The sequence below is a fragment of the Pseudomonas sp. Rh2 genome, from assembly GCF_040762985.1.
Classification (GTDB): domain Bacteria; phylum Pseudomonadota; class Gammaproteobacteria; order Pseudomonadales; family Pseudomonadaceae; genus Aquipseudomonas; species Aquipseudomonas taiwanensis.
On sequence record NZ_CP142890.1, the window covers coordinates 2,707,407 to 2,730,760 of the forward strand.

At 63.0% G+C, this 23,354-nt stretch carries 24 protein-coding genes, 2 pseudogenes and 1 riboswitch; of the genes and pseudogenes, 11 read left to right on the plus strand and 15 right to left on the minus strand.

What is annotated here, in order from left to right; translation table 11 throughout:
- Positions 1-104: 104 nt before the first annotated feature.
- The 3 genes from VXM67_RS12180 to VXM67_RS12190 all read left to right on the plus strand — a co-directional run bounded on the left by VXM67_RS12180 (position 105) and on the right by VXM67_RS12190 (position 2,130).
- Positions 105-1,049 carry a malate dehydrogenase gene (locus tag VXM67_RS12180; RefSeq protein ID WP_023380177.1) on the plus strand — a complete coding sequence of 315 codons (945 nt, stop codon included), beginning with the start codon at positions 105-107 and terminating at the stop codon, positions 1,047-1,049.
- A 91-nt stretch (positions 1,050-1,140) separates the two neighbouring features.
- A complete protein-coding gene (locus VXM67_RS12185) occupies positions 1,141-1,278 on the plus strand; it encodes a PSPA7_2676 family Cys-rich small protein (protein ID WP_167332796.1) in 138 nt (45 codons plus the stop codon).
- Positions 1,279-1,287: 9 nt separating this feature from the next.
- The gene (locus VXM67_RS12190) at positions 1,288-2,130 is read left to right on the plus strand and encodes a Ku protein (RefSeq protein WP_023380178.1); all 843 of its coding nucleotides are present in this window, start codon (positions 1,288-1,290) and stop codon (positions 2,128-2,130) included.
- A gap of 46 nt (positions 2,131-2,176) precedes the next feature.
- Here the strand turns inward: VXM67_RS12190 and VXM67_RS12195 are convergent, their stop codons facing one another.
- Positions 2,177-3,514 carry an MFS transporter gene (locus VXM67_RS12195; RefSeq protein ID WP_027907177.1) on the minus strand — a complete coding sequence of 446 codons (1,338 nt, stop codon included), beginning with the start codon at positions 3,512-3,514 and terminating at the stop codon, positions 2,177-2,179.
- A 266-nt stretch (positions 3,515-3,780) separates the two neighbouring features.
- The gene (locus tag VXM67_RS12200; RefSeq protein WP_023380180.1) at positions 3,781-4,473 is read right to left on the minus strand and encodes a FadR/GntR family transcriptional regulator; all 693 of its coding nucleotides are present in this window, start codon (positions 4,471-4,473) and stop codon (positions 3,781-3,783) included.
- 282 nt (positions 4,474-4,755) lie between these two features.
- Here VXM67_RS12200 and VXM67_RS12205 point away from each other — a divergent pair, with 282 nt between their 5' ends.
- Genes VXM67_RS12205 through VXM67_RS12220 form a run of 4 tightly spaced genes read left to right on the plus strand, consistent with a single transcriptional unit; the run spans position 4,756 to position 7,591 of the window.
- Entirely contained in the window at positions 4,756-5,535 is a 780-nt protein-coding gene (locus VXM67_RS12205; protein WP_049818750.1) for a transporter substrate-binding domain-containing protein, read from the plus strand.
- Positions 5,536-5,556: 21 nt separating this feature from the next.
- On the plus strand, positions 5,557-6,222 hold the full coding sequence (locus VXM67_RS12210; RefSeq protein WP_023380182.1) for an amino acid ABC transporter permease: 666 nt from the start codon (positions 5,557-5,559) through the stop codon (positions 6,220-6,222).
- Complete coding sequence (locus tag VXM67_RS12215; RefSeq protein ID WP_023380183.1) at positions 6,223-6,870, plus strand: amino acid ABC transporter permease; 648 nt, start codon at positions 6,223-6,225, stop codon at positions 6,868-6,870.
- Positions 6,857-7,591 carry an amino acid ABC transporter ATP-binding protein gene (locus VXM67_RS12220; protein WP_023380184.1) on the plus strand — a complete coding sequence of 245 codons (735 nt, stop codon included), beginning with the start codon at positions 6,857-6,859 and terminating at the stop codon, positions 7,589-7,591. The genes VXM67_RS12215 and VXM67_RS12220 overlap by 14 nt, the downstream gene beginning before the upstream one ends.
- A gap of 12 nt (positions 7,592-7,603) precedes the next feature.
- Here VXM67_RS12220 and VXM67_RS12225 read toward each other — a convergent pair.
- The 3 genes and pseudogenes from VXM67_RS12225 to VXM67_RS12235 form a co-directional block, all read right to left on the minus strand.
- Positions 7,604-7,957 (minus strand): annotated as a pseudogene (locus VXM67_RS12225) (TonB-dependent receptor); the annotation flags it as partial.
- A gap of 232 nt (positions 7,958-8,189) precedes the next feature.
- Positions 8,190-9,773: a sensor domain-containing diguanylate cyclase gene (locus VXM67_RS12230; protein ID WP_023380185.1), complete on the minus strand. Its 1,584-nt coding sequence runs from the start codon at positions 9,771-9,773 to the stop codon at positions 8,190-8,192.
- An 88-nt stretch (positions 9,774-9,861) separates the two neighbouring features.
- On the minus strand, positions 9,862-10,341 hold the full coding sequence (locus VXM67_RS12235) for a hypothetical protein (RefSeq protein WP_023380186.1): 480 nt from the start codon (positions 10,339-10,341) through the stop codon (positions 9,862-9,864).
- Positions 10,342-10,522: 181 nt separating this feature from the next.
- On the opposite strand from VXM67_RS12235, the gene VXM67_RS12240 reads away from it, so the two are divergent.
- A complete protein-coding gene (locus VXM67_RS12240) occupies positions 10,523-11,023 on the plus strand; it encodes a GNAT family N-acetyltransferase (protein WP_027907178.1) in 501 nt (166 codons plus the stop codon).
- Between the two features lie 22 nt (positions 11,024-11,045).
- Here VXM67_RS12240 and VXM67_RS12245 read toward each other — a convergent pair.
- Positions 11,046-12,029 (minus strand): annotated as a pseudogene (locus tag VXM67_RS12245) (IS630 family transposase).
- Between the two features lie 285 nt (positions 12,030-12,314).
- Here VXM67_RS12245 and VXM67_RS12250 point away from each other — a divergent pair.
- Entirely contained in the window at positions 12,315-12,626 is a 312-nt protein-coding gene (locus VXM67_RS12250; protein WP_023380188.1) for a hypothetical protein, read from the plus strand.
- 24 nt (positions 12,627-12,650) lie between these two features.
- Here the strand turns inward: VXM67_RS12250 and VXM67_RS12255 are convergent, their stop codons facing one another.
- The 6 genes from VXM67_RS12255 to VXM67_RS12280 all read right to left on the minus strand — a co-directional run bounded on the left by VXM67_RS12255 (position 12,651) and on the right by VXM67_RS12280 (position 18,770).
- Entirely contained in the window at positions 12,651-13,988 is a 1,338-nt protein-coding gene (locus tag VXM67_RS12255) for an OprD family porin (protein ID WP_023380189.1), read from the minus strand.
- The gene (locus tag VXM67_RS12260) at positions 13,985-14,419 is read right to left on the minus strand and encodes a pseudoazurin (protein WP_023380190.1); all 435 of its coding nucleotides are present in this window, start codon (positions 14,417-14,419) and stop codon (positions 13,985-13,987) included. The genes VXM67_RS12255 and VXM67_RS12260 overlap by 4 nt, the downstream gene beginning before the upstream one ends.
- A gap of 17 nt (positions 14,420-14,436) precedes the next feature.
- On the minus strand, positions 14,437-15,225 hold the full coding sequence (locus tag VXM67_RS12265) for an ABC transporter ATP-binding protein (protein WP_023380191.1): 789 nt from the start codon (positions 15,223-15,225) through the stop codon (positions 14,437-14,439).
- On the minus strand, positions 15,222-16,238 hold the full coding sequence (locus VXM67_RS12270) for an iron chelate uptake ABC transporter family permease subunit (protein WP_023380192.1): 1,017 nt from the start codon (positions 16,236-16,238) through the stop codon (positions 15,222-15,224). Before VXM67_RS12270 ends, VXM67_RS12265 begins: the two co-directional genes overlap by 4 nt.
- Positions 16,238-17,248, minus strand: coding sequence for an ABC transporter substrate-binding protein (locus VXM67_RS12275; protein ID WP_023380194.1), 1,011 nt, complete (start codon positions 17,246-17,248; stop codon positions 16,238-16,240). Before VXM67_RS12275 ends, VXM67_RS12270 begins: the two co-directional genes overlap by 1 nt.
- A 126-nt stretch (positions 17,249-17,374) precedes the next feature.
- A riboswitch (cobalamin riboswitch) is annotated at positions 17,375-17,574 on the minus strand.
- Positions 17,575-17,603: 29 nt separating this feature from the next.
- Positions 17,604-18,770 (minus strand): DUF1624 domain-containing protein, encoded by a 1,167-nt coding sequence (locus tag VXM67_RS12280; protein ID WP_023380195.1) that lies wholly within the window; start codon positions 18,768-18,770, stop codon positions 17,604-17,606.
- 220 nt (positions 18,771-18,990) lie between these two features.
- Here VXM67_RS12280 and hemB point away from each other — a divergent pair, with 220 nt between their 5' ends.
- Positions 18,991-19,965, plus strand: coding sequence for a porphobilinogen synthase (hemB, locus tag VXM67_RS12285; protein ID WP_023380196.1), 975 nt, complete (start codon positions 18,991-18,993; stop codon positions 19,963-19,965).
- Positions 19,966-19,981: 16 nt separating this feature from the next.
- On the opposite strand, the gene VXM67_RS12290 is transcribed toward hemB, so the two are convergent.
- The 3 genes from VXM67_RS12290 to VXM67_RS12300 all read right to left on the minus strand — a co-directional run bounded on the left by VXM67_RS12290 (position 19,982) and on the right by VXM67_RS12300 (position 22,406).
- Positions 19,982-20,683 (minus strand): YoaK family protein, encoded by a 702-nt coding sequence (locus tag VXM67_RS12290; protein WP_023380197.1) that lies wholly within the window; start codon positions 20,681-20,683, stop codon positions 19,982-19,984.
- Between the two features lie 10 nt (positions 20,684-20,693).
- Positions 20,694-21,323 (minus strand): riboflavin synthase, encoded by a 630-nt coding sequence (locus VXM67_RS12295; protein ID WP_023380198.1) that lies wholly within the window; start codon positions 21,321-21,323, stop codon positions 20,694-20,696.
- Between the two features lie 165 nt (positions 21,324-21,488).
- Positions 21,489-22,406, minus strand: coding sequence for a LysR family transcriptional regulator (locus VXM67_RS12300; RefSeq protein WP_023380199.1), 918 nt, complete (start codon positions 22,404-22,406; stop codon positions 21,489-21,491).
- Between the two features lie 119 nt (positions 22,407-22,525).
- On the opposite strand from VXM67_RS12300, the gene VXM67_RS12305 reads away from it, so the two are divergent.
- Positions 22,526-23,284 carry a 5-oxoprolinase subunit PxpA gene (locus tag VXM67_RS12305; RefSeq protein ID WP_023380201.1) on the plus strand — a complete coding sequence of 253 codons (759 nt, stop codon included), beginning with the start codon at positions 22,526-22,528 and terminating at the stop codon, positions 23,282-23,284.
- Positions 23,285-23,354: the final 70 nt, after the last annotated feature.

A 23,354-nucleotide genomic window follows, 5' to 3' on the forward strand; every position in this document is an offset into this window, starting at 1 on the left:
CACTGCTGGTACGCCTGAGGCGCGGGTGGTCTTTTGGCTTTAGCAGACGATACTTCTCTGTACAGGCGGGCGCATAGCCGGTGGCGCACCGCGGGAGGTGTCAGGTGAACAAGCTATCAATCGTGGGTGCTGGGATGGTGGGTGAGGCGGCGGCTCAGGCCATCGCCCGGGAAGAGTTGTGCAGCGAGTTGGTGTTGATCGATGTGCAGGGTGATCTGGCACGGGGCAAGGCACTGGATGTGTGGCAGGCGGCGGTCGAGTCAGGGTCTGATACCCGGGTTTACGGCGGGGCCGATGCCCAATGCCTGCAGGGCTCCGACCTGGTGGTGATAACGGCCGGTGTGCCGCGCAAGCCCGGCCAGTCGCGTCAGGATGTGTTGAGCGTCAACCTGCCGATTCTCGATGGCATCATGCGGGATATCCAGCAGCATGCGCCAGCCGCCACGGTACTGGTGGTGTCCAATCCGGTCGACGTACTGACCTATCGGGCCTGGTCCCTCAGCGGGCTGGGGCGCAACAAGGTATTTGGGCAGGCAGGGGTGCTCGATACCGCACGCATGAAGTGTTTCATCGCCGAGGAAACCGGCTTTTCAGCGCGGGATATCACCGCGCTGGTGCTGGGCGGGCATGGCGATAGCATGGTGCCGTTGATGCGCTATTGCGCGGTCGGTTCGGTGCCGTTGTCCCACTTCCTGTCGGACGAGCAGATAGCGCGGATCGTGCAGCGCACACGGCAGGGCGGTGGCGAGATCCTCGGCTTGAAAAAATCGGGCAGCGCCTGCGATGCGCCGGGCGTGGCCATTGCGCGGATGGTTGACGCCATCGCTTACGGACGGCGCAGTATCGTGCCGACGGTCGCGATGCTTGAGGGCGAGTACGGGCGCACGGGTATCGCCATGGGCGTCCCATGCGTACTGGCAGCGGACGGGATTTCGCAGGTGATCGAGTTGCCTCTGGATACCCGGGAACAGGCGATGTTCGACCACTCCGCCGACCAGGTAGCGCGTGATATCGCTGAGATGAACGCACTGGTGAGCGGGACGGCATGAGGGTGCAATGGCCCTGGGATTAAACCTTCGCGTCAGCGCGCAGTCAGTTGCAGTAACAAGCCTCGTTTGGTGATGGCTGGAGGGGTAGCTGATGAAACTCGTCTGCTTGCTGCGTGGTTGCCAGTGGCGCACGGTGATGACCCGTGAAGTCGCGGGTCTCGAATGCCAGTGTTGCGAGCGCTGCGGCGCCCTGCGCTACAGCAGCGCTGGCGATCCGTTCAACCCATAGGAGGTCAGCATGGCGCGGGCCATCTGGAAAGGCGCGATCAGTTTCGGCTTGGTGCACATCCCAGTTTCGCTCAATACGGCGGTGCGTACCGAGCGGGTCGATTTCGACTGGCTCGACAAGCGCAGCATGGAGCCGGTGGGCTACAAACGGGTGAACAAGGTCACTGGCAAGGACATCGACAAGGAAAACATCGTCAAGGGCGTGGAGTATGAGAAAGGTCGCTATGTGGTGATCAGCGAGGAAGAGATTCGCGCCGCGCGGCCTGAGGCGACCCAAACCATCGACATCTTCTCCTTCGTCGACGCCGGCGACATCCCGCTGCAGCACTTTGACACCCCTTACTATCTGAGCCCCGACCGCCGTGGTGGCAAGGTCTACGCACTGTTGCGCGAAACCCTGGAAAGCACCGGCAAGGTGGCGTTGGCGACGGTGGTGCTGCACACCCGTCAGCACCTTGCGTTGCTGCGGCCGCTGGACGATGCCCTGGTGATGATCACCCTGCGCTGGCCCGAGGAGGTGCGCAGCATTGAAACCCTGGAGTTGGACAAGAGCGTGACCGAAGCCAAGGTCGACAAGCGCGAACTGGACATGGCCAAGCGGCTGGTCGAGGACATGAGCGGGCCGTGGTCCCCGGATGAGTACCACGATGCGTTTCGCCAGACCATTCTTGACCTGGTGGAGGAAAAGGCCAGCAAAGGCAAGATCGAGACGGTGGAGAAGGGCGAAGGTACCCGTACGGAGAAAGGCGCCGACATCATCGACCTCACCGAACTGCTCAAGCGCAGCCTGGGCGGCGGCAAGACCGTCAAGGGCAAGAAATCGACGACCAAACGCTCGCGCAAGGCGTCATGAGGGCGACGGGTCGCCCCCATGCTGTGCAATCAGGCTGTAGCGTGACTCAGGCCGCGCCGCGGGCGGCTTCCCGGCTGCCTTGTGCTGGCAGTGGCTCGTGCAGCGAGATCCGCGATGTCTCCGGTAGCGCCAGGCCGCCCAGCAATGCCACCAGGGCAATCACCACCAGGTAGAATGCTGGCGCAAGGCTGCTGCCGGTCTGGCCGATCAGCCAGGTCGCCACCAAGGGCGCCGTGCCGCCGAACAGCGTGTAGGCCACGTTGTAGGTGATCGCCGATGCGGTGTATCGGGTGCGGGTCGGGAAGGTTTCCGACAGCAGCGCCGCGGTCACCACCCCGCTTAGCAGCGCCCCGACCGCCAGCAGGATCACCCCCAGCAGTGCCCCGGACATCGACCCGGAACTGGCCAGCCAGTAAGCAGGGAACACGCAGGCCATTACCCACAGGCAGGTGAAGCCAATGGTCTTGCGCCGTCCGACCCGGTCCGAGAATGCGCCAGCCAGCGGGCAGCCAATGGCGGCGAACAGCAGCGCCACGGTAGTCACCAGCAGCGACTGGGCGCGGGTCAGGTGGCCAACCAGTTGCAGGTAGGTGGCGAAGTAAGTGGTGAACATGTAGAACGACAGCGCCGTCAGCGAGATGAAAGCTCCCAGGTTGCGGATCGCCCGGCCATGGGTGCGCAGGGTCTCCTTGAGCGGCGAGTGCTCGTGTGCCTTGCCCTCGGCCATGGCTTCGCGGAAGGCCGGGGTTTCTTCCATGCGCCAGCGCAGGTAGAGGCCGACCAGCCCCAGCGGCGCGGCGACCAGGAACGGAATGCGCCATCCCCAGGTGTTCATCGCTTCGCTGGTGAGGCTGGCTTCCAGCCCGTACGCGATCACTGCGGCGCAGGCGAAGGCCGAGAAGGTCGAAACCGGAACGAAACTGCCGTAGAAGGCCCGGCGGTTTCTGGGCGCGTGCTCCATCAGGTAGGCACACGCACCGGCATACTCGCCGCCGGCAGAGAAGCCCTGCAGGCAGCGCGCCAGGGTCAGCAGTGCGGGGGCGGCCAGGCCAATGCTGGCATAGGTCGGCAACAGGCCGATCAGGGTGGTGGAGCCGGCCATGAGCAAGATGGTCATCGACAGGACGCGCTTGCGCCCAAGCCGATCGCCCAAGGCGCCGAACACAATTCCGCCCAGGGGGCGCAAGGCAAAGGCCACGGCGAATACCGCGAACGTCTTGAGCAGCGCCACGCTGGCATCTTCGCTGGCGAAGAACTGGCTGGCGATCAGGGTGGCGAGAAAACCGTAGACGGCAAAATCGAACCACTCGACGAAATTGCCGATGGCCGAAGCGGCGATGACGCGGCGTAGCGTGGCGGGGGATACCTCATGAGGTGCGGACATGCGTGTGCTCTCCGGTGGTCATAGGCAGCCTGGATGAATGTAGAGCGGTCGGGCCGCTTTATCGTTGTGGTACAGGCAGTAGACAGGCCAGCGCGGGTGAGTGCTGCTTCGAGGGCGACATCGGGATATCTGTTTTGACCGTTTGTCGTGCGATACGGCCCCGTAGGAGCCGGCTTGCCGGCGATGCGACCCATGCGGTGTATGCACCGGCCGAGCGGTGATGGTCGGCAAGCCGGTTTCCACAACGACCGTCCAGTCGCAATCGCTTAGACGGTGAATACGACGCCAGTACGCGATGCGGCATTGCGAATATGCTCCTGCATGGCCCGTTGCGCTCCAACTTGCGAACGCCGTGCCAGCGCGCGGAGGATCTTGCGGTGCTCCTGCCAGGTTTCCATGGCGCGCTCGGGGCGAATGAACGGAAGCTTCTGGCTTTCCAGGAAGATCTCCTGGCTGGCGGTGATCACCTGCAGCATCGCCTGGTTGCCGCAGGCTTGCAGTAACTGCTGGTGGAAGGCGAAGTCCAGGCGCGCGGCCGCTTCGAAGCGACCGGCCCGCAATTCCACACGCATGGCCTCGACATTGGCCTCCAGGCGGTCGATGTCGTCAGCGGTCAGCCTCAAGGCAGCTTGCCCGGCGGCAAAACCTTCCAGCGTGTAGCGCAATTGGAAGGTGTCGGCGGCCGACACCTGCTCGGCGTAGGGCCAGGCGAACGCCGGCGGCGTCTGGGCCAGCGGCGCCTGGACGAACACACCCTTGCCCGGCTGGACGCTCACCAGTCCCAGCGCACTGAGCGAGGAGAGGGCTTCGCGCAACGAAGCCCGGCTGACGCCCAATTGTTCCGCCAGGTCGCGCTGCGAGGGCAGGGCATCGCCGGGCAGGTAACCGCCGTCGTCGATCAGTTTACGAATCGCCTGCAGGGCGATTTCAGGGACTGCGCGGGGGAGGGTGTCGAGCATGCTGTTCAGACCGGTCGGAGGCGATATCCGCTCCTTTTACGGGCATTGGCGGCGCCTTGCAAGTCTTGCCCCGGTGTGGCGCAGAATCGGTTCACCCTGCACGAATGCGGGGCGCGGCGCACCGCTGTGGGTGAAGCGTTCGAAGTAACTGTTCAGACCAGTAAGACCTTGCAGGCGCGGGCCTTGCGCAGGGTTCGTCGTGTGTTTTCAGGGATCTGGCATGGCCCATGCAATGGCCTTGCAGACTCATCACCCCGTTCCCTGCGAGGCTTTTCCATGAAGATGTTCCGTCCCCTGCTTCTGGCCACCCTGTTCTGCGGCAGCACCCTGGGCTTGTCCCAGGCGCAGGCCGACGCCCTCGCCGACATCACTGCCCGCGGTGTACTGAAGGTGGCGGTGCCGCAGGACTTCCCGCCGTTCGGTTCGGTCGGTCCCGACCTCAAGCCTCGTGGCCTGGACATCGACACCGCCCAGCTGCTGGCCGACAAGCTCGGTGTCAAGCTGGCGCTGACGCCGGTCAACAGCACCAACCGTATTCCATTCCTCACCACCGGCAAGGTCGACCTGGTGATCTCGAGCCTGGGCAAGAACCCCGAGCGCGCGGCGGTGATCGATTTCTCCCGCCCTTATGCGCCGTTCTACCTGGCGGTATTCGGCCCGCAGGACGCCAAGGTCGACAATATCGACGCCATCGCTGGCAAGACCATCAGCGTCACCCGTGGCGCGATCGAGGACATGGAGCTGTCCGCCGTCGCGCCCCAAGGCACCCTTATCAAACGCTTCGAGGACAACAACTCGACCATCGCCGCTTACCTGTCCGGCCAGGTCGACCTGATCGCCAGCGGCAGTGTGGTAATGGCTGCCATCGCCGAGAAGAACCCTTCCAAGGTCCCGGTGATGAAGGTCAAGCTCAAGGACTCGCCAGTTTATGTGGGCCTGGCCAAACAAGAGCCTGCGTTGCTGGAGAAGGTCAACGCCACCCTGGAAGCGGCCAAGGCCGACGGCAGCCTCAATCGCAATGCCGAGAAGTGGCTCAAGCAACCGCTGCCGGCTGATCTTTGAGCGGCAAGCGGAGCCTGAACCATGGCCTATCAATTCGACTTCGCCCCGGTGCTGGCGCAGGGTGACCTGTTGCTCAGGGGGGCGCTGTTCACCTTGCAGCTGACGGTTATCGGTACGCTGCTCGGTGTCGCCATCGGCGTGGTCGGCGCGGTGGTCCGCGCCTGGCGGCTGCGCCCGTTCGATGCGCTGTTCGGCGTGTACGTGGAACTGATCCGCAACACGCCTTTCATCGTCCAGCTGTTCTTCATCTTCTTCGGCTTGCCGGCGCTGGGCGTCAGGTTGACCGAGTGGCAAGCGGCGGTGCTGGCGATGGTGATCAACCTCGGGGCGTATTCCACCGAGATCATCCGTGCGGGGATCCAGGCTATAGCCAAGGGGCAGTTGGAGGCCGCTGCGGCATTGGCCATGAGCCGCTTCGAGGCACTGCGCCATGTGGTGTTGCGCCCTGCATTGGCCAAGGTCTGGCCGGCGTTGTCGAGCCAGATCGTGATCGTGATGCTGGGCTCGGCAGTGTGTTCGCAGATCGCCACCGAAGAGCTGTCCTTTGCCGCCAACTTCATCCAGTCGCGCAACTTCCGCGCCTTCGAAACCTACCTGCTGACCACGCTGATGTACCTGGTCATGGCCATTGTCGTGCGCCAGTTGCTGGCCTGGGTCGGCCAACGTTGGCTAATGGGGAGACGCTGAATGGATTTCACCTTGTGGGACATTGTCCGAAACCTGCTAACCGGGCTGCAGTGGACCTTGCTGCTGTCGCTGGTCGCGTTTCTGTGCGGCGGGCTGGCCGGGTTGCTGCTGTTGCTGGCGCGGATCAGCGACAGCTCCTTATTGCGTGGCTTTGCCCGTGGCTACATCGAGCTGTTCCAGGGCACGCCGCTACTGATGCAGCTGTTCATGGTGTTCTTCGGCATAGCGCTGTTCGGCATCGACGTCTCGGCGTGGATGGCCGCTGCCATTGCCCTCACGCTGTTCACCAGCGCCTTCCTGGCCGAGATCTGGCGTGGCTGCGTCGAGTCCATTCCTCGCGGTCAGTGGGAGGCGTCGGGCAGCCTGGCGTTGAATCGCCTGGAGCAACTGCGCTACGTGATCCTGCCCCAGGCACTGCGCATCGCCATCGCCCCGACGGTGGGCTTCTCGGTGCAGGTGGTCAAGGGCACGGCGGTGACCTCGATCATCGGCTTTACCGAGTTGACCAAGACCGGCGGCATGCTGGCCAACGCCACGTTCGAACCGTTCCTGATCTACGGCCTGGTCGCGCTGGGCTATTTCCTTCTCTGCTATCCGCTCTCGCTGAGCGCCCGTTATCTGGAAAGGAGGCTGCATGCCCCTGCTTAGAGTATCCGCACTGCACAAATACTATGGCGACAATCATGTGCTCAAGGGCGTTGACCTGAGTATCGAGGAAGGCGAGGTGGTGGCCATCATCGGCCGCAGTGGTTCGGGCAAGAGTACCTTCCTGCGTACCCTCAACGGTCTGGAGTCGATCAGCGATGGGGTGATCGAAGTCGACGGCGAATACCTCGATGCCAGCCGCGCGGACTTACGCGCCCTGCGCCAGAAGGTTGGCATGGTGTTCCAGCAGTTCAACCTGTTTCCGCACCTGAGCGTGGGCGAGAACGTGATGCTCGCGCCACAGGTGGTGAAGAAGGCCAGCCGTGCAGAGGCCCGCCAGCTGGCCGAGCAGATGCTGGCGCGGGTGGGGCTCGCCGAGAAGTTCGATGCGTATCCTGACCGACTCTCTGGTGGCCAGCAGCAACGCGTGGCAATCGCCCGGGCGCTGGCGATGTCGCCGAAGGTACTGCTGTGCGACGAGATCACCTCGGCACTGGACCCGGAGCTGGTCAACGAAGTGCTGGGCGTGGTTCGCCAACTGGCCAGCGAGGGCATGACCCTGATCATGGTCACCCACGAAATGCGCTTCGCCCGCGAGGTGGGCGACAAACTGGTGTTCATGCACCACGGCAAGGTGCACGAGGTGGGAGACCCCCGCGAAGTGTTCGCCGCCCCGCGTACGGCGGAGCTGGCGAACTTCATCGGTGCGGTGGCGTCGGCCTGACCGGCCAAACGATCAGAAACGAAGGTCCAGCGCCAGCTCGAAGGTGCGTGGCGCGCCCATGTAGTACTGCTGGTGGTAGGCCTGCTTGGCATATACCTCATTGGTCAGGTTGCGCACCCGCCCGGTGAGGGGGGTGTGCTCGTCCAGGTGATAGCGGACGAAGGCACCCTACAGGGTGTAGGCTGGTGCCTTGGGGGTATTGGCGTTGTCGGCGTACACCGAGTCGACATAGCGAGCGTCCACGCCCCCTGACCCGTCCTGGGGCAGGCTGTAGGTCAGCCACAGGTTGCCGACATTTGGTGCATTACCCTTGCGCGACACCGATGCGCCGTTGAGCGCTTCGTTGAGCTGATCGTACCGCCCGTCGCCGACGTTGTAGTTCTCGAAGCGCTGGCTCTTGTCGCTCTGCAGGGTGCTGCGACCAGGCAGGAGCGGCGAGCCCCAGTACGGACTGTCCTCGGTGTCCTACTGGTATTCCAGTGCCAGGGCAGCACGCGGGCCCGTGGGGTGATTTTCATGGCGGCGAATCTAGCATTGGGGTGAATGGTCAGGTAGTGCTTCGCGGTGGCGGATTGCCGCACCTGGCATCGCATAGGACTCAGCCCTGCGAATCACCGGTGCACAGCCGGTTGCGCCCGCTCTGCTTGGCCTGGTACAGCGCCCGATCCGCCTCGCTCAGCGCCTCGCCAGGGTCGCTGCCTTCCACTGCCTGCCAATGCGCGACACCCAGCGAAATGGTCATTGCGCCCACCGGCTCCAGCGGCGTGTCCTGTACCGTCACTCGCAGGCGCTCGGCTACATTCGTGGCCACCTCCAGACTGGCACCGGGCAACAGCATCAGAAACTCCTCGCCACCGGTTCGGCATAGCAGGTCGCCTTCACGGCAACAGCCGCGCATCAGTTCGGCGAGGCGGCGCAGCACCTGGTCGCCAACATCATGGCCATGGCCATCGTTGATCCGCTTGAAGTGATCGATGTCCAGGACGATGGCCGAGAATCGCCGCCCTTCAGCTTTGAGCAGCGACAGGCTGAACTCCAGGCTGCGGCGGTTGCCCAGCCCGGTCAGCGGGTCGGTCTGGGCGTCGCGGTTGAGCCGGCCTATGCGCTCGTGCAACAGGTTCAAGCCAAACAGTAGCGCACGCTTGAGCTCGGCCGCTTCAAAGTACCAGGCGCGCACGCGATGCAGGCGTTCGGCGGTACTGGCGCGGTCCATCGACCTGGCCCCGGCCGCCAATTGCCATAGCGGGCGGGCGATGATCATTGCCAGCCACCAGAGCAGCAGGCAGCCAAGCAACGCCAAGGGAGCTGAAATACCCATCACGCTGAGTATCAGGTGGCTCAATGGTGCAACGGTTTGCTCCAGCGGCTGCTGGGCTATCACGCCCCAGCCCGCGCTGGGTACGGTGGCGAATCCGGCCAGCATCTCGACGCCACGGGTATTGGTCACTTGCCGGGTGCCGCTGGGCACCGTCGCCAACTGGTCCACCAGTGCGTTGCCTTCCACCAGCGTGCCGACACGCTCTGCATCGGGGTGATACAGCAACCGACGATTGCGATCGACCACGTAGAGGTACGAGCCGTCTTTGTAGAAATGTTCACCCAGCAAGCTGTTGAGGATGTTGCGCTCGCGCAGGTAAAGGCTGCCGCCGACATAACCGAGGTACCGGCCGTTGCCATCGAAGATCGGGTGCGACAGCGCTACCACCAGGTTGTTGGCGGCTGACAGAAAAGGCGTCGAGACCAGAGGCCGGCGCTGGGTCAGTGCCTCCTGGGACCCGGGTGAATGCACGCGGGTGCCGATGAAACGACGTAGTGTAGCGGGCGATATAGCCCGCAGGACGCCCTCGGCGTCCACCACGAAGGTGGAGTTGAAGGCACTGCTCTGTCGCAGCAGACGCTCGGTTTCCGCCACCATCGCTTCGGTGTCGTCCATCTGACGTCCCTGCAAACCGGCGCTGAACGACAGATGCTGCAAGGCGTTGCTGATGAAGGTCTCGGTGATGGCCGCCAGCTTGGCCGCATACACGCGGTTCGCTTCAAGCGCGTGGTCGATCAGCAACTGTCGTTGCACCCGGTAGCTGGCGAAATAGCTGGCGCACAGCATCACCAGGGCGGTGAGGGCACAAAGGACGAGAATGAGCGTGCGCAGGTCCAGGCGCAGTCCGTGCTTGGCGTGTGGCAATCCTGATCTCACTGACGCGGAAAATGGAATAACCTTACTCGTTATGTGTTTGCACGGCTATAGAAGAACGGTGTGAGGTACCGAGGCATCAAGCGCCGGCCTTTTCCAGCGACCTCAGCTCGTCTTCCACTTGTTGCATGCGCTGTTTGGCCAATGCCTGCACCTTTTCATCACGTGCAGACTCACGCATGAGTGCGGTCAGCTTGCGGCTGAGGCGCTGGCCTTCCTCGGTCTCTTCCAAGGCCCTGGCCTTGGCCGGGTCGCGGGTGGCTTCGACGATGGTGTTGAACTCGGTGTCGCTGAAGTTCTTCTCGCTGTAGAGCTTGTACAGGTCCTGGCGCTGGTCCTCGACGGTAAGGTGCTTGCGCAGCACTTCCCTGATCGTGGTTTCGGCCAGCGCCGGGTGGGTGCGGGTGAGCAGCGACGCCATACGGTCGATATTGTTCTCGTAGGCCTCCTGCAGCGGCAAATTGGCCAGGATCTGTTCGTTGCGGCTGGGCTTTTGGTCGCAAGCGACGAGGGCAGCGGCGAGCAACAGGGGAAGCAGGAGCGAGGGGAGGCGGGGCATGGACTGGCCTTGGGCGCGATGTATGGGGCAATTATACCGATGTCGATGTGCCGGCGACGAGAGCGAATGTGCGTCAGCAATTGGCCGGCCAGGGCAATGCCCGAACGGGCAAGCAGGCCTTGTGGCGCCGACCTTACTGAAGTACAACTCAGGTCGCACTCGCCATCGCTACCTGCCGACCATGCCACATTGGACCCTCCATACTCCCAGCCATGACGCCATCGCAGAAGTCGTGAGGTTCGTCGACGCGGCACGCCGTGATCTGTTCCCCATGCTCGCCGAAGCGCCGTTACCCAACGACCTTGCCCACTTCGGCGATACCTACCTCGATGGCGCTGGTCGTTTCCTCGTGGCCCGCGACCAGGGCCGGCTGGTCGCAGCCATCGGCTATCTTCCGTATGACCATCGCTTCCCTCAGCTCGACTACCGAGGTGCTCACGTGGTCGAGGTGGTGCGCTTGTTCGTCCGGCCCGAGTACCGCAGGCATGGGCTGGCTGGCGCCCTGTTCGCGGCACTGCGCGAGCAGGCCATGAATGCAGGTGTCGACTGCCTGTACCTGCACACCCATCCCTTCCTGCCTGGCGCGATTGCGTTCTGGGAGCGGCAAGGATTCAAGGTGGTCGATGTCGAGGATGACCCGCTGTGGCGCACCACCCATATGCACCAATGGCGGCGAACCTAGTGTGGTGTTTCGCAAGTAACACTCATATTTTTCGGCCTAACGCCTCGGCTGCACGACCGACGCTTGCCAAGATGTCATCGGCCTTTCGATGCCAGCGAAAGGGTCGAGGGTTGGCGTTGTGGGTGGCAAGGTAGTACTCAATGGACTCTTCCAGATCCTTCACGCTGGTATGTGCCTGGCGCTTGATCCACTTTTCGCTCAGCGTCGAGAAGAAGCGCTCCACCAGATTCAACCAGGATGCCGAAGTAGGTGTGAAGTGCACTTGGTAGCGCGGATGCGCTGCCAGCCACACTTTCACGTTGTCAGTCTTGTGTGTCGCGTAGTTGTCCATTACCAGATGAACAGGCATGTCCTCGGGTACGTTAGCGTCCACCTCTTTGAGGAAAGCGAGAAACTCTGTACTTCGATGGCGGCGCTTCAATCTTCCGATGACTTCACCCGTAGCGATATCCAGCGCCGCGAACAACGATGTGGTTCCGTGGCGCTTGTAGTCGTGGGTGCGAGTGACGGGTTTGCCGGGGGCAAGAGGTAAGCCTGGCTGGGTACGGTTCAGCGCCTGAATCTGGCTTTTCTCGGCGATGCAGAGCACCAGGGCCTTTTCGGGAGGGTTGAGGTAGAGCCCAACAATGTCGTGGACCTTGTCGACGAACAGAGGGTCGGTCGAAAGTTAGAAGGTCTTCTCAAGGTGAGGCTTGAGGCCGAAGGCATGCCATATCCGCATGACGCTGGCTGGAGAAATGCCGGTTGCCTGACTCATCGAGCGAGTGCTCCAGTGACTGGCATCTTCGGGTTTGGACTGCAGTGCCTGATTGACCACGGCCTGTACTTGTTCATCGGTTATGCTGCGAGGCCGGCCTGAGCGATGTTCGTCATTTAAACCATCGAGCCGCAGCCGACTGAATCGCACTCGCCAACGCGAGACCGTGTGTACGCCGATGCCAAGTCTGTGGGCGATTGAGGTGCCTGATTCTCCACTAGCGCACGCCAAGATGATTTCGGCGCGAATGCGAGATTCAGCAGAGCCTTTACGCTATCGGGAGCGACGAAGCAGTTCGATGTGTTCTTCGTCGCTCAGCTCAATCGGGGCAGCAGGTCGGCCGGCTTTCATATCGTGGCTCCGAGGCATTTCTGATGCTGTAAAGCCTAGACCAAAATATGAGTGTTACTTGCGAAGCACCACACTAGGAAGGCTCCTACATCCGCGCTGCGGCGCGGGCCATCACGTTCATTTCATTCCCCCGCCGCGTTCCTTACCTTCCCGTCCGATCATCAAGACGAGGAAGCAATGCCCATGGCGCACCTGGCCCTGTACAAGCTCAAGCTGCTGGACCATTTCGAAGACCGCAGAGACGCCTGGACCTTCGCAGACTTCGAGAGCAGCTTGCTCAAGGCCTGGCGCCGGGCGACGCGCGATGATGCCAAGGCCATCATCCATGCGGCGCATAAGGAAGGATGCTGGCCAAAGACTGTCAAGCGTTACGTGCTGACCCACTACCAGGTTTTTGGCAATGTCAGTGCGCAGCTCAGTGCAACGTTCGCTGATGTCGTGGCGTCGATAAGCTCGCAGGAGAGGGCGCAGTGGCGATTGCAGGCATCAACCTGAAAGCGCAGCGGGCCGCGCGCAGGATCAGAATCCTCCTGTCAGCGGCCACTCCACCGCCAGGCGGATCTGGTTCCCGTCCAGTTCCGCTTGCGCGGTATTGCCCCGGTGCACGTTGTGCCGCACAGAAAACGCAGTGCCCTTGGCCTTGCCGCTCTGCACCACGTAGCGCGCCTCAAGGTCGCGCTCCCAATGCTTGCCGCCCTTGCCATAGCCCAGGTAGGCATAACCGCCGTTGGGGTCCACATGCGATCCGTCGATATCGAACCCCCTGACGTACAGAGCTGTCAGGCTCAACCCTGGTACCCCATAGGCGCCCATGTTCAGGTCATAGCGCGCCTGCCAGGACCTTTCGTTGGGTGCGTTGAAGTCGGACATCTGCACGGCGTTGGCGATGTAGATCGCTCCACGGCTGACATAGTCGAACGGCGTGTTACCGTCCACCTGCTGCCAGCCGAGGCTGAAGCCGTGGGGGCCCTGGTTGTAACGCCAGACCAGGCTCCATGTGGTGTTGTCAATGTGCCCGGATAGCGCCTTGCCGGTATCGGTGGTGCGATACAGGTTGAGATCCAGGCTCAGGCTGCGACGGTCGTCCAGGGCATGGGTGAGTGTGCTGCCCAGGTAGTGCTGGTTCCAGCTGTCTTCATAGCGAGAGGTGTACAGGCTGCCACTGAAGGCGGCGCCGGGGTTCCACACCACGCCTGCCAGGTCGAAACCGTTGCCTTGCCGGCCGTTGGAATAGTTGACCACGAAGCCTTGGTCGTGGCTCGACGCGTTGCGGTCGGTGTTCTCGTTGAAATGGCCGGCCACCAGCTTGAGTGAGTCGAACGGGTTGCTGGTGAGGAAGAGTCCGGTGGCCGTCTCAGGCAACAGGCGGCTGTCGGAGGAACTGAATACCGGCGTCTTCACGCGCTGTTCGCCATAGGACAGCACGGTATTGGAAACACGCAGCTTGAGCGCAGCACCGCCCCGGCTGTACTCGGATTTGGGGTGGCCATCGTTGTCCAGGCTGAGCAAGCGTGCCTTGCCGGCGCGTCCTCCGCCGCTGTCCAATTGCAGGCCAAGGTAGGCGTGTGCATCGACACCCACGCCGATAACGCCTTGGGTAAATCCTGAGGTGAAGGTGCCCATCAAACCGTAGGCCCACTCTTCGGCAAGGCCGTTGCGTTCGTCACGCGGCTTGTAGGCATTACGCGCGCTGCCGTTGCGGCCCCCATGCTTGTAGTCGCGCTGGTCGAATACGCTGCGATTGAGCAGGCCCCAGGTGCTGTCCTCGACGAAGCCGTTGCTTTGCGACTGCGTGGAGTCGGCCATCGTGAATGGGGTGATGCCCAGCAGCGGCAGCGCCAGCAGCAAGCGGCTCATCGTGCGGCCTCGAGTTTGCTCAACTGTGCGGCGAAGCGGTCTTTGGCGCGGGTCGGCAGGTTTCCTGGGATTGGCGTGGCCTGGGCGTCACCCACTTGAATCAACATCACCATGCCCATGGCCACGTGGGGAATGCACTGGACGCCATATGTACCGGGCACCGTGAAGCTGTGCTCGAAGGGCTGGTTGAGCCTGCTCATGAATGCCTCGGCCCCGGCAGGCAGCAGCCCTGGAACGCTGGCGGCGTTGTGCCCGCTTTGGCTAGGCAGGAAGCGAACCGTGTCGCCTGGCGCAATGCGCAGATAATCCGGCTCGTACACCATCGACCCCTCGGCGCCGCGATTGAGCATTTTCACTTCATGCACCTCGGCCTGGGCGGCGTGGGTGAAAACGGTGCTGACGAGCAGTAGGGCGAAAGGACGCAACGGCATGGTGGGAACTTCCAGGTTCAAGGGGCGCGAAAACGCAGGATGCGCGCGCCATCGAAGGGGTCGGTGAGGTAGTGCGCCTGCACGCCGAAGGTGCTCAGCAGACGCTCCGGCGTCAGCACGTCCTGCGGTTTGCCCAGGGCGACCAGGCGGCCTTTGTCCAGCATGGCGACACGGTCACAGGTGAGCGCCTGGTTCAGGTCGTGCAGGGCGATCAGGGTGGTGATCGGTAGCGCCTGAACCTGGCGTAGCAGGCTGAGCTGATGCTGGATATCCAGATGGTTGGTCGGCTCGTCGAGCAGCAGCACCTGAGGGCTTTGGGCCAGGGCGCGGGCGATGTGCACCCGTTGGCGCTCGCCCCCGGACAGTGAGTTCCAGATGCGGGTGCGCAGGTGCTCGGCGTCGAGGTCGACCAAGGCTTGCTCGACGATGGCGCGGTCGTGGCTGGAGAACGGCGACAGGGCCGATAACCATGGCGTGCGCCCCAGGGCCACGGCGTCGAACACGCTGATGGCGTCGAGGGTGTCGGCCTGCTGTTCGACCAGCGCCAGAGTCTGGGCGATACGCCGTCGGGGAAGCCGCGCCAAGGCGTTACCGAGCAACTGGACACTGCCGCTGGCCGGCGCGCGTAGCCCGGCCAGCACTTTGAGCAAAGACGATTTACCCGAACCATTCGGGCCGACGATCCCCAGCGTTTCGCCGGTGACCAAGGTGAGGTCGATATCGCGGAGCACGAGATTGCCCGACAATTCGAGGCTCAGGCCCTGACAGGCGAGTGGGGCGATGGGCGCATTGATCATGAGGGTCATGGGCGCCCCCGACGGCTGACCAGGATCAGCGCGAACACAGGCGCGCCGATCAATGCGGTGACCACGCCAACCGGTATCACTTGGCCCGCAATCAGCGTGCGTGACAGTACATCGGCGGCGATCAGGAACAAGGCGCCGCCCAGGGCGCTGGCCGGCAGCAGGTGGCTATGGCCAGGGCCGAGCAGCAAGCGCAGGGCGTGGGGAATCACTAAACCGACAAAACCGATGGCCCCGACGATCGACACCATCACCGCTGTCACCAATGCAGCGCAACTGATCAGCAGCAACTGGGTGCGACGCACGGCAATACCCAGCGACGCTGCCGAGTCGACTCCGAAAGTAAAGGCATCCAGCGTGCGGCGGTGCCACAGGCACACCACCAGGCCGGCCAGCGCCACTGGAAGTGCCAGCCACACCGATGGCCAGCGCACGCCACTGAGGTTGCCCAACAGCCAGAACAGGATGCCACGCGCCTGCTCGGCGGTGGCCGACTTGGTGATCAGGAAGGCAGTCAGTGCATTGAACAGTTGCGAGCCAGCAATGCCTGCGAGGATGACCTGGGCGCTGTTGCCAGTGGAGCCGCTGGTGCGGGCCAGCACCAATACCAGCGCGAAGGCAGCGAGTGCACCGAGGAACGCACCTGCTGACATGCTCAGTGCCATGCCACCGAACCCCAGCAAGCCCACCAGCACCGCACCGGTCGAAGCGCCTGCCGAGAGGCCCAGCAAGTAAGGCTCGGCCAGCGGGTTGCGCAGCAATGCCTGGAGAATCACCCCGCAGGTCGCCAGCCCGGCACCGCAGGCGGCAGCCACCAGGGTGCGGGTCAGACGGTAGTTCCAGACGATGCCCGCATCGATCGGGTCGACCGGGTAACCAGCCTGCCACAGGTGGTTGGCCAGCACTTGGTAAACCACGCTGGACGATACGTTGGCCTCTCCGATGACGGTGCCGGCCAGGACGGCGGCGAGCAGGGCCATTGCCGACAGGACGCTATAAATCAACAAACGCTTCATCACGGCGCCGCATTGCCGCTGGCGAAGGCGGCAGACAAAGTCTGCAGGCCACGGAACAGACGGATGCCGGCCTGCATGGCATCTGCATCGAGGATGATGATGCGGTTGTTCTTCACCGCGTCCATGTTGCGGGTGACCGGGTCGTTGTGCAGGAAGTCGAGTTTTTTCTGGTAGTCGTCGGCGGGGAAGCGGCGGCGGTCCATGCGGGCAATGATCAGCCAGGTTGGATTGGCCTTGGCCAGCGTTTCCCAGCCCACGGTCGGCCATTCCTCGTTGGACTCGACCACATTGCGCACACCGAGGGTGCGCAGCATGAAGTCAGCCACCCCTTGGCGACCAGCCACATAAGGGTCTATCTGGAAGTCGGCGCTGGAGAACCAGAACAATGCGCTGGTGTTGGAGAGGTCCTTGCCTGCAACGTGCTTTCTGGCACTGTCCAGGCTTGCCTTGAGATCGGCGTTCAATGCCGCGCCGCGGTCCTGCACGTCGAAGATCTCGGCCAGTTGGCTGACGCTTTTGTAGATGCTCTGGACCTGGAAAGCTTGTAGACGGGTACCGTCGGCTCCGACCAGGTTGTCCTTGCCTTCGCAGTCCGATGGCAGCAGGTACGTAGGAATCTTCAGCTCATCGAACTGCTCGCGGGTTGCCACGACGCCCTGGGCGCCGACCATCCACTCGAATTGCACCGCCACCAACCGTGGGCGCTTGCCCACCACGGCTTCGAAACTGGGGTCGTTGTCGGCCAGCCGCTCGACCTTGTCGTTCACCGCCTTGTACTCGGGCAGCACATTGTTGAACCACAGCGAAGTGCCGGCCACTTTGTCGCCCAGCCCAAGGGCATAGAGGATCTCGGTCGCCGCCTGGCCGATGGTGACGGCGCGCTCGGGGGCCTGGGCGAAGGTCTGGGGCCGGCCACAGTTGTCGACGGTGAGCGGGTAGTGGGTGGTAGCGGCCTGGGCCAGGCCGGCGAGGCTCAGGCCTGCAAGCAGGGTGGTGAAGCGCAGCAGCATGTGGGGGCGATCTCCTATCGGACAGTTCACGGCATGAACGCACGGACAGGCATCGCCAAGCCCCATGCGCACGGCGTGGGGCTGCACCCGGGAACGGGTGGAGATGGCCATCCCGGACACCCCGCCGGTTGGTGAATGTAGGCCGGCAGGTCTCCTGACTGGTGCGTCCTTGCCCGGCTCCGGCCTTCCCGGATCGGCAGACCCAGTGGCTTGGTTGGAGCAGGCTCGGCACCTACAGTTGCGGGGGCAGTTCCGATTGGCCAGTGAAAGCTGGCCCTGGATTCCCTATTAATTCCGTGGTGGAAACCGGCGGGCCGCATGGTAGACCATTCGGCCGCCGGGTGAAAACGTCATATCAGAAGTACTTCAGCCAGCTGATGTCGCGGCGACGCGCCTTCAAGCGGCCGAATGCCCGCACCGGCAGGTACAGCGCCACCGCCAGCAGCACGGCGACCAGCCACACTGCACCGATCCCGTCGAAGCCAAAATACTGGCCCTGGTTCAGCCCGAACAGGGCGACGCAGGCCAGGTACAACAGCTTCAGGACGTAAAGGTGCAACAAGTAAAAGAACATGGGGGCTGCGCCAAACACGGCCAAGGCCCTGATCCAGCGAGCCTGGCCGGCACGTTCGAAGACGCGCAGCAGCACGAGGCCGCCCCCCAGGGTCAGGGCCAGGAACAGCAGTGAAGGAGGGTACTTGGTGATGTTGAAGAAGCTCATCGCCGTCTGCGTCAAGGTTGGGTAACCGCTCCAGGGCGCCTCGCCATAGCCATTGATCATGCGCAGCACGACGAAGCCCAGCAGGGCGATCACGCCGGCCATCAGCAGACGATGCTGGCGTTGGCCTGCGTCGCTGCCGCGGGCGAACCATGGACCCATGCCATAGCCCAGGGCGATGACGCCAATCCATGGCAACACCGGGTAGGACGTGCGTAGGCGCAGGCCGTCGGAGAGCGTCAACCAACCACGATCATGCAAGATGGCCCACGGGACATGCAGAGCCGATCCCGGCTCGAAGTGCAGGCCGTCGAGCAGGTTGTGCCCGGCCACGATGACAGCGCCCACGGCGAGCATCAGCGGACGCGGCAGCCACACCAGCACAGACAGGGCAATCATGCTCACGCCAATGGCCCAGATCACCTGCAAGTAGATGACGGTGGGCGGCAGTTGGAAGGTCCAGGCGAAGTTGACCAGGGTGAACTCCAGTGCCACCAGGAACAGCCCGCGCTTGAACAGAAATGCCGACACATCGCTGCGGCCCTTGTGCTTTTCGCCGTACAGCCAGGCCGAAAGGCCAGTGAGCAGGACGAACACCGGGGCGCACAGATGGGCGAGGGTACGACTGACGAACAGCGAGGGCTCGGTGGTGTCGATGTCCATCGGGTCGCCTACCTGGCGGTGCAGGAAGAAGGTTTCGCGGACGTGGTCCAGCAACATGAACACGATCACCAGGCCGCGCAGGGCATCGATGCTGTGCAGGCGCTGGGTGAGTTGGGTAGGCGTGGCTATGGCGCTTGTCATGGGGGGTCGCAGGCAGGAATCATTATCAAGTGAAACGTTATCTTATAACTATTTGATGAGCCCTGAACAGGCTTTTTCAGGTGGGTGACATTTTGTCGCGCCCGCGCCAGCACTGAATAATCGTTATTGCCCGGCGCGCACGGGACAATCTCGATATTTTGGCTTTTCAGTCACGCACGACAGGCTTATGGTGTAGGTCGTCAAATTTCTTGGAGCTTCCATGTCCAGCCGTTTCCCTGTTGTTCGCCCTCGTCGTCTGCGCCAGAACGAGTCCCTGCGTACCCTGTTCCAGGAGACGGAGTTCCGCCTCGAAGACCTGATCCTGCCGATCTTCGTCGAAGAGGGCATCGATGACTTCGTCCCGATCACCAGCATGCCTGGGGTCAACCGCATCCCGGAGAAACGACTCGCCGAGGAAATCGAGCGTTATGCCCGTGCCGGTATCAAGTCGGTAATGACTTTCGGTGTTTCCCACCACCTGGACGAAACCGGCAGCGACACCTGGAACGAAAACGGCTTGGTCGCGCGCATGGCGCGAATCTGCAAGGACACCGTGCCGGAGATGGTGGTGATGTCCGACACCTGTTTCTGTGAATACACCAGTCACGGCCATTGCGGCGTGTTGCATGACCATGGCGTGGACAACGATGCGACCCTGGCCAACCTCGGCAAGCAGGCGGTGGTGGCCGCTGCCGCGGGCGCCGACTTCATCGCCCCTTCGGCGGCGATGGACGGCCAGGTCCAGGCGATTCGCTCCGCCCTCGATGGCGCCGGCTTCCATGACACCGCCATCATGGCCTACTCGACCAAGTTCGCCTCGTCGCTCTATGGCCCGTTCCGCGAGGCCGGTGGCACCGCACTCAAGGGCGACCGCAAGAGCTACCAGATGAACCCGATGAACCGTCGCGAAGCCGTGCGCGAATCATTGCTCGACGAGCAGGAAGGCGCTGACGTGCTGATGGTCAAGCCAGCCGGCGCCTACCTGGATGTGATCGCCGACATCCGCGCAGCCTCGCGCCTGCCGCTGGCGGCCTACCAGGTCAGCGGCGAGTACGCGATGATCAAGTTCGGCGGCCTGGCTGGCGCCATCGATGAAGGGCGCGTGGTGCGTGAAAGCATTGGCGCGATCAAGCGTGCCGGCGCGGACCTGATCCTCACCTACTTCGCCATGGATCTGGCCCGCGAAGGCATCTGAGACACGCGACCCGGGCTCAGCGGGGCATGTAGCCCCGTTGCCATGAGCGCGGAATGAACCGCGCCACCAGGGCCAGCAGGCACGCCAGGGCGCAACTGCCCACCAGTGCCTGCAGGCCGAGGTGATGTTGCAACCAGCCGCCCAGCGCGGCACCCAGCAGCATGCCGCTCCACGGCACCAGTTGCACACGCCAGCCGTCGCGACGTTCACCCATTAGCCAGCGGCCAAAGCCGCGACCGAACCGGGACAGCGCTCCGGTCACGTAGGTCAGGCCGATCGGCAGCCCATTCACTTGTTCGACCACGGCATTGATCATGCCCATGGCCAGGATCGCCGCGATCAGGGGTAGCCAACTCGTGACCGTTGGCCAGGAGGCCGCCAGGGCAAGCAGGGCTGCGACCACCACCAGCACAGGCCAGGCTCGTTGCCTGAAACCGCGGGCCAGCACTATCCCCAGCGCATTACCAAGCACGAAGCTGAGAATGGCGGCGCTCAGGCGCAGCACCAGGGCCAGGTCCGCCTGGCTGATGGCCACTGCCAGGCGGGTGGTGTTGCCACTCATGAACGAGACGAAATCGCCTAGCGCCAACAGGCCAATGGCATCGGTCATACCCGCCAGTACCGATAGACTGGCGACCAGGCCAAGACCTACCCGACCACGCAATCTCTGCAGCCTCAGGCGTTTGGCGCTGCGCGAGGGCAGGGCATTGGGCAACATAGCGGTGGTCTCAGCGCAGCAGGTTTTCGCGGGCCAAGGTGCCCTTCAGGGTGCGCTCGACCACATCCACCAGGACCATGGTCTGGTGGTCCACCTCGATATTGATCAGGTCACCGTTCTGGTAGCGGGCGAAGGTGGTCTGGCGCAGGGTTTCGGGAATCAGGTTGATGGTGACGACGTTTTCTTCAACGTCGGCGACAGTCAAGCTGCAACCATTGACGCCGAGGAATCCGCGCGCAAATACGTATTTGGCCCATTCCGGCGGCATGCGGAACTTGATGAAGGCCCCGGTCTCCTTGATCGACAGCTCGACAATCTCTGCAGTGGTGGCGATGTGGCCGGCCATCAGGTGCCCACCGACTTCGGCGTTCATCTTCGCCGAGCGTTCTATGTTCACGCCTTGGCCTGCGCTGAAGAAGCGCAGGTTGGTACGTTCGAGGGTGGCGGTCATGGCGTCGAACTTCACCTGACTGCCGTTGATTTCGGTGACTGACAGGCAGGTACCTTCTACGCTGACGCTGGCGCCGATCTTCAGCTCATCGAGCAGCTCGGCGGTGAGGTCGATGGTGAACTGGTTGTGACCTGGGTAGCGGGTTACATCAAGTAGAGGGCGGACGGCCTGGACGATGCCGGTGTACATGGGGAGCTCCTGGGCACAGGGAATGCTGAACTCTCGAACGCTATGCCCGTGGGCCGGTAAATGCAAGCGCTTGGCTTTCGTGATGGGGGTTGTGGACGCCGATCCTGCGCGGGTAAACCCGCTCCGACAGCGGGCTGGCATGTGGCTAGGTAAAGTGTCTGTCCATCAACGCCGCGCCGACAATTGCTGCGGCGCCAGAAACGCTCCGTGGAAGTAGGTGCGCACGGCCTGCATCGCTGGGCTGAATGCCCGTTCGCGGTGCCAGGCCAGCCCCACGCTCATGGGTGTGACAGGGTCGCTGATGGTGACGGTCTCGATCCGCTTGCCCTCCAACGACCAGGGGCGGTGCACCAGATCGGAGAGGATCGCCACGCCACTGCCGTTGGCCACCATGCTGCGCACCGCTTCGACCGAACTGGTGCGCACGCGCACACGTGGTCGCTGACCGGCCTGCTCCCAGTATCGTAAGGTGGCTTGTTCCGCCTCATCCACGGTCAGCTGTATGTAAGGCTCGCGGGCCACGTCGGCCAGGCTCACCGATGAGCGTTCGCACAGCGGGTGATGGCTGGGAAGCCACAGTCGACGCTCGGAGTTGAACAGCGTCTCGGAAACGATATCCGGGTGCGTCAGGTTGGCGGTCAGCACCACGGCCATGTCGAAGTCGCCCTCCAGCAGGCCTTGTTCGATGGTGCTGCGTTCTTGCTCTTGCACCTGAAGGCTCACATCCGGATGCCAATGCTCAAGCCGTTGCAGGTGGTGCGGCAGGAAGTAGCCCAGCACTGTGTAACTGGCTGCCAGACGCAGCACCCCGCTGGCGCGCAGGTCGGGCAGCGGGCTGTTGAGCGCGTCATCGACGCTGCGCAAGATCACATAGGCGCGGTTGAGAAAGTGCCGGCCGGCCTCGGTCAAGGTCATGCCCTGGGCCGAGCGCTGAAACAACAGCGCACCGAGCATCGCCTCCAGCTCCTTGATGGCGGTGGTCACTGCCGACTGGGAAATGTTCAGGTGGATCGCAGCCTGGGAAATCTGGCCGATTTCGGCGGTTGCGACGAAGTAACGGACCTGGCGCAGGGTCAGTGACACAGCATGCTCCTGTCGTATCTGTTTTTCAGAAGACACCCCATCTGTTTATAAATCTTCCCAAGGGGGTGAGGAAAATCTAACGTGGCTGGCATGCAGTCACAAGTATCAGGAGCCAGGGTATGCACGCAGTGGATTTCAACTCTGACATGGGTGAGGGGTTCGGTCCCTGGACCATCGGTGATGGTGTCGACGACGAGCTGATGGCCTACATCAGTTCGGCCAACGTCGCCACCGGTTTCCATGCAGGCGACCCCGGCACCATGCGCCGTACCGTGGCGCGGGCCAAGGCGTTGGGCGTGGCGGTGGGTGCCCATCCAGGTTTTCGTGATCTCGTCGGTTTCGGGCGTCGCCACATCAATGCGCCAGCCCAGGAACTGGTCGACGACATGCTCTACCAACTGGGTGCGCTACGTGAAATTGCCCGTGCCCAGGGCGTGTCATTGCAGCACATCAAACCCCACGGCGCGCTGTACATGCACCTGGCCCGTGACGAAGAAGCCGCACGTCTGCTGGTGGAAAACCTGCGGGTGGTCGAGCCTGAGCTGTTGCTTTACTGCATGCCTGGTTCGGTGATCTGCCGTGTCGCCCAGGAGATGGGGCAGCCGGTGGTCCGTGAGTTCTATGCCGACCGCGAATACGACTTGAGTGGCTCCATTGTGTTCACCCGTCATGTACGCGGCTACGAACCCCAGCGGGTTGCCGAACGGGTTCTGCGCGCTTGCCAGGAGCGGGTAGTGCGTACGGTCGAAGGCCAGGACCTGGCGATAAGTTTCGATTCCATTTGCCTGCACAGCGATACGCCTGGCGCTCTTGACCTGGTCGAGGCCACACGCAAGGCGTTGAATGGGGCGGGCATCAGGGTGCGCGCACCGCGCTGAGGCCTGTCACAGGCACCCGGCGCAGACAAGCCTGGGCCTCCGCATGATTCGAATTCGCCTGCCTTTGTAT

Bases quoted from the DNA above. Each gene is read 5' to 3' on its own strand.
- VXM67_RS12200 (WP_023380180.1), bottom strand. From the start codon at position 4,473: ATGCTCGACACCCTCCCCCGCGCAGTCCCTGAAATCGCCCTGCAGGCG.
- VXM67_RS12290 (WP_023380197.1), bottom strand. From the start codon at position 20,683: ATGTTGCCCAATGCCCTGCCCTCGCGCAGCGCCAAACGCCTGAGGCTG.
- VXM67_RS12295 (WP_023380198.1), bottom strand. From the start codon at position 21,323: ATGTACACCGGCATCGTCCAGGCCGTCCGCCCTCTACTTGATGTAACC.
- VXM67_RS12205 (WP_049818750.1), top strand. From the start codon at position 4,756: ATGTTCCGTCCCCTGCTTCTGGCCACCCTGTTCTGCGGCAGCACCCTG.
- VXM67_RS12280 (WP_023380195.1), bottom strand. From the start codon at position 18,770: ATGACAAGCGCCATAGCCACGCCTACCCAACTCACCCAGCGCCTGCAC.
- VXM67_RS12235 (WP_023380186.1), bottom strand. From the start codon at position 10,341: ATGCCCCGCCTCCCCTCGCTCCTGCTTCCCCTGTTGCTCGCCGCTGCC.
- VXM67_RS12275 (WP_023380194.1), bottom strand. From the start codon at position 17,248: ATGCTGCTGCGCTTCACCACCCTGCTTGCAGGCCTGAGCCTCGCCGGC.
- VXM67_RS12210 (WP_023380182.1), top strand. From the start codon at position 5,557: ATGGCCTATCAATTCGACTTCGCCCCGGTGCTGGCGCAGGGTGACCTG.
- hemB (WP_023380196.1), top strand. From the start codon at position 18,991: ATGTCCAGCCGTTTCCCTGTTGTTCGCCCTCGTCGTCTGCGCCAGAAC.
- VXM67_RS12220 (WP_023380184.1), top strand. From the start codon at position 6,857: ATGCCCCTGCTTAGAGTATCCGCACTGCACAAATACTATGGCGACAAT.
- VXM67_RS12195 (WP_027907177.1), bottom strand. From the start codon at position 3,514: ATGTCCGCACCTCATGAGGTATCCCCCGCCACGCTACGCCGCGTCATC.
- VXM67_RS12185 (WP_167332796.1), top strand. From the start codon at position 1,141: ATGAAACTCGTCTGCTTGCTGCGTGGTTGCCAGTGGCGCACGGTGATG.
- VXM67_RS12215 (WP_023380183.1), top strand. From the start codon at position 6,223: ATGGATTTCACCTTGTGGGACATTGTCCGAAACCTGCTAACCGGGCTG.
- VXM67_RS12270 (WP_023380192.1), bottom strand. From the start codon at position 16,238: ATGAAGCGTTTGTTGATTTATAGCGTCCTGTCGGCAATGGCCCTGCTC.
- VXM67_RS12255 (WP_023380189.1), bottom strand. From the start codon at position 13,988: ATGAGCCGCTTGCTGCTGGCGCTGCCGCTGCTGGGCATCACCCCATTC.
- VXM67_RS12240 (WP_027907178.1), top strand. From the start codon at position 10,523: ATGCCACATTGGACCCTCCATACTCCCAGCCATGACGCCATCGCAGAA.
- VXM67_RS12265 (WP_023380191.1), bottom strand. From the start codon at position 15,225: ATGACCCTCATGATCAATGCGCCCATCGCCCCACTCGCCTGTCAGGGC.
- VXM67_RS12190 (WP_023380178.1), top strand. From the start codon at position 1,288: ATGGCGCGGGCCATCTGGAAAGGCGCGATCAGTTTCGGCTTGGTGCAC.
- VXM67_RS12250 (WP_023380188.1), top strand. From the start codon at position 12,315: ATGGCGCACCTGGCCCTGTACAAGCTCAAGCTGCTGGACCATTTCGAA.
- VXM67_RS12260 (WP_023380190.1), bottom strand. From the start codon at position 14,419: ATGCCGTTGCGTCCTTTCGCCCTACTGCTCGTCAGCACCGTTTTCACC.
- VXM67_RS12305 (WP_023380201.1), top strand. From the start codon at position 22,526: ATGCACGCAGTGGATTTCAACTCTGACATGGGTGAGGGGTTCGGTCCC.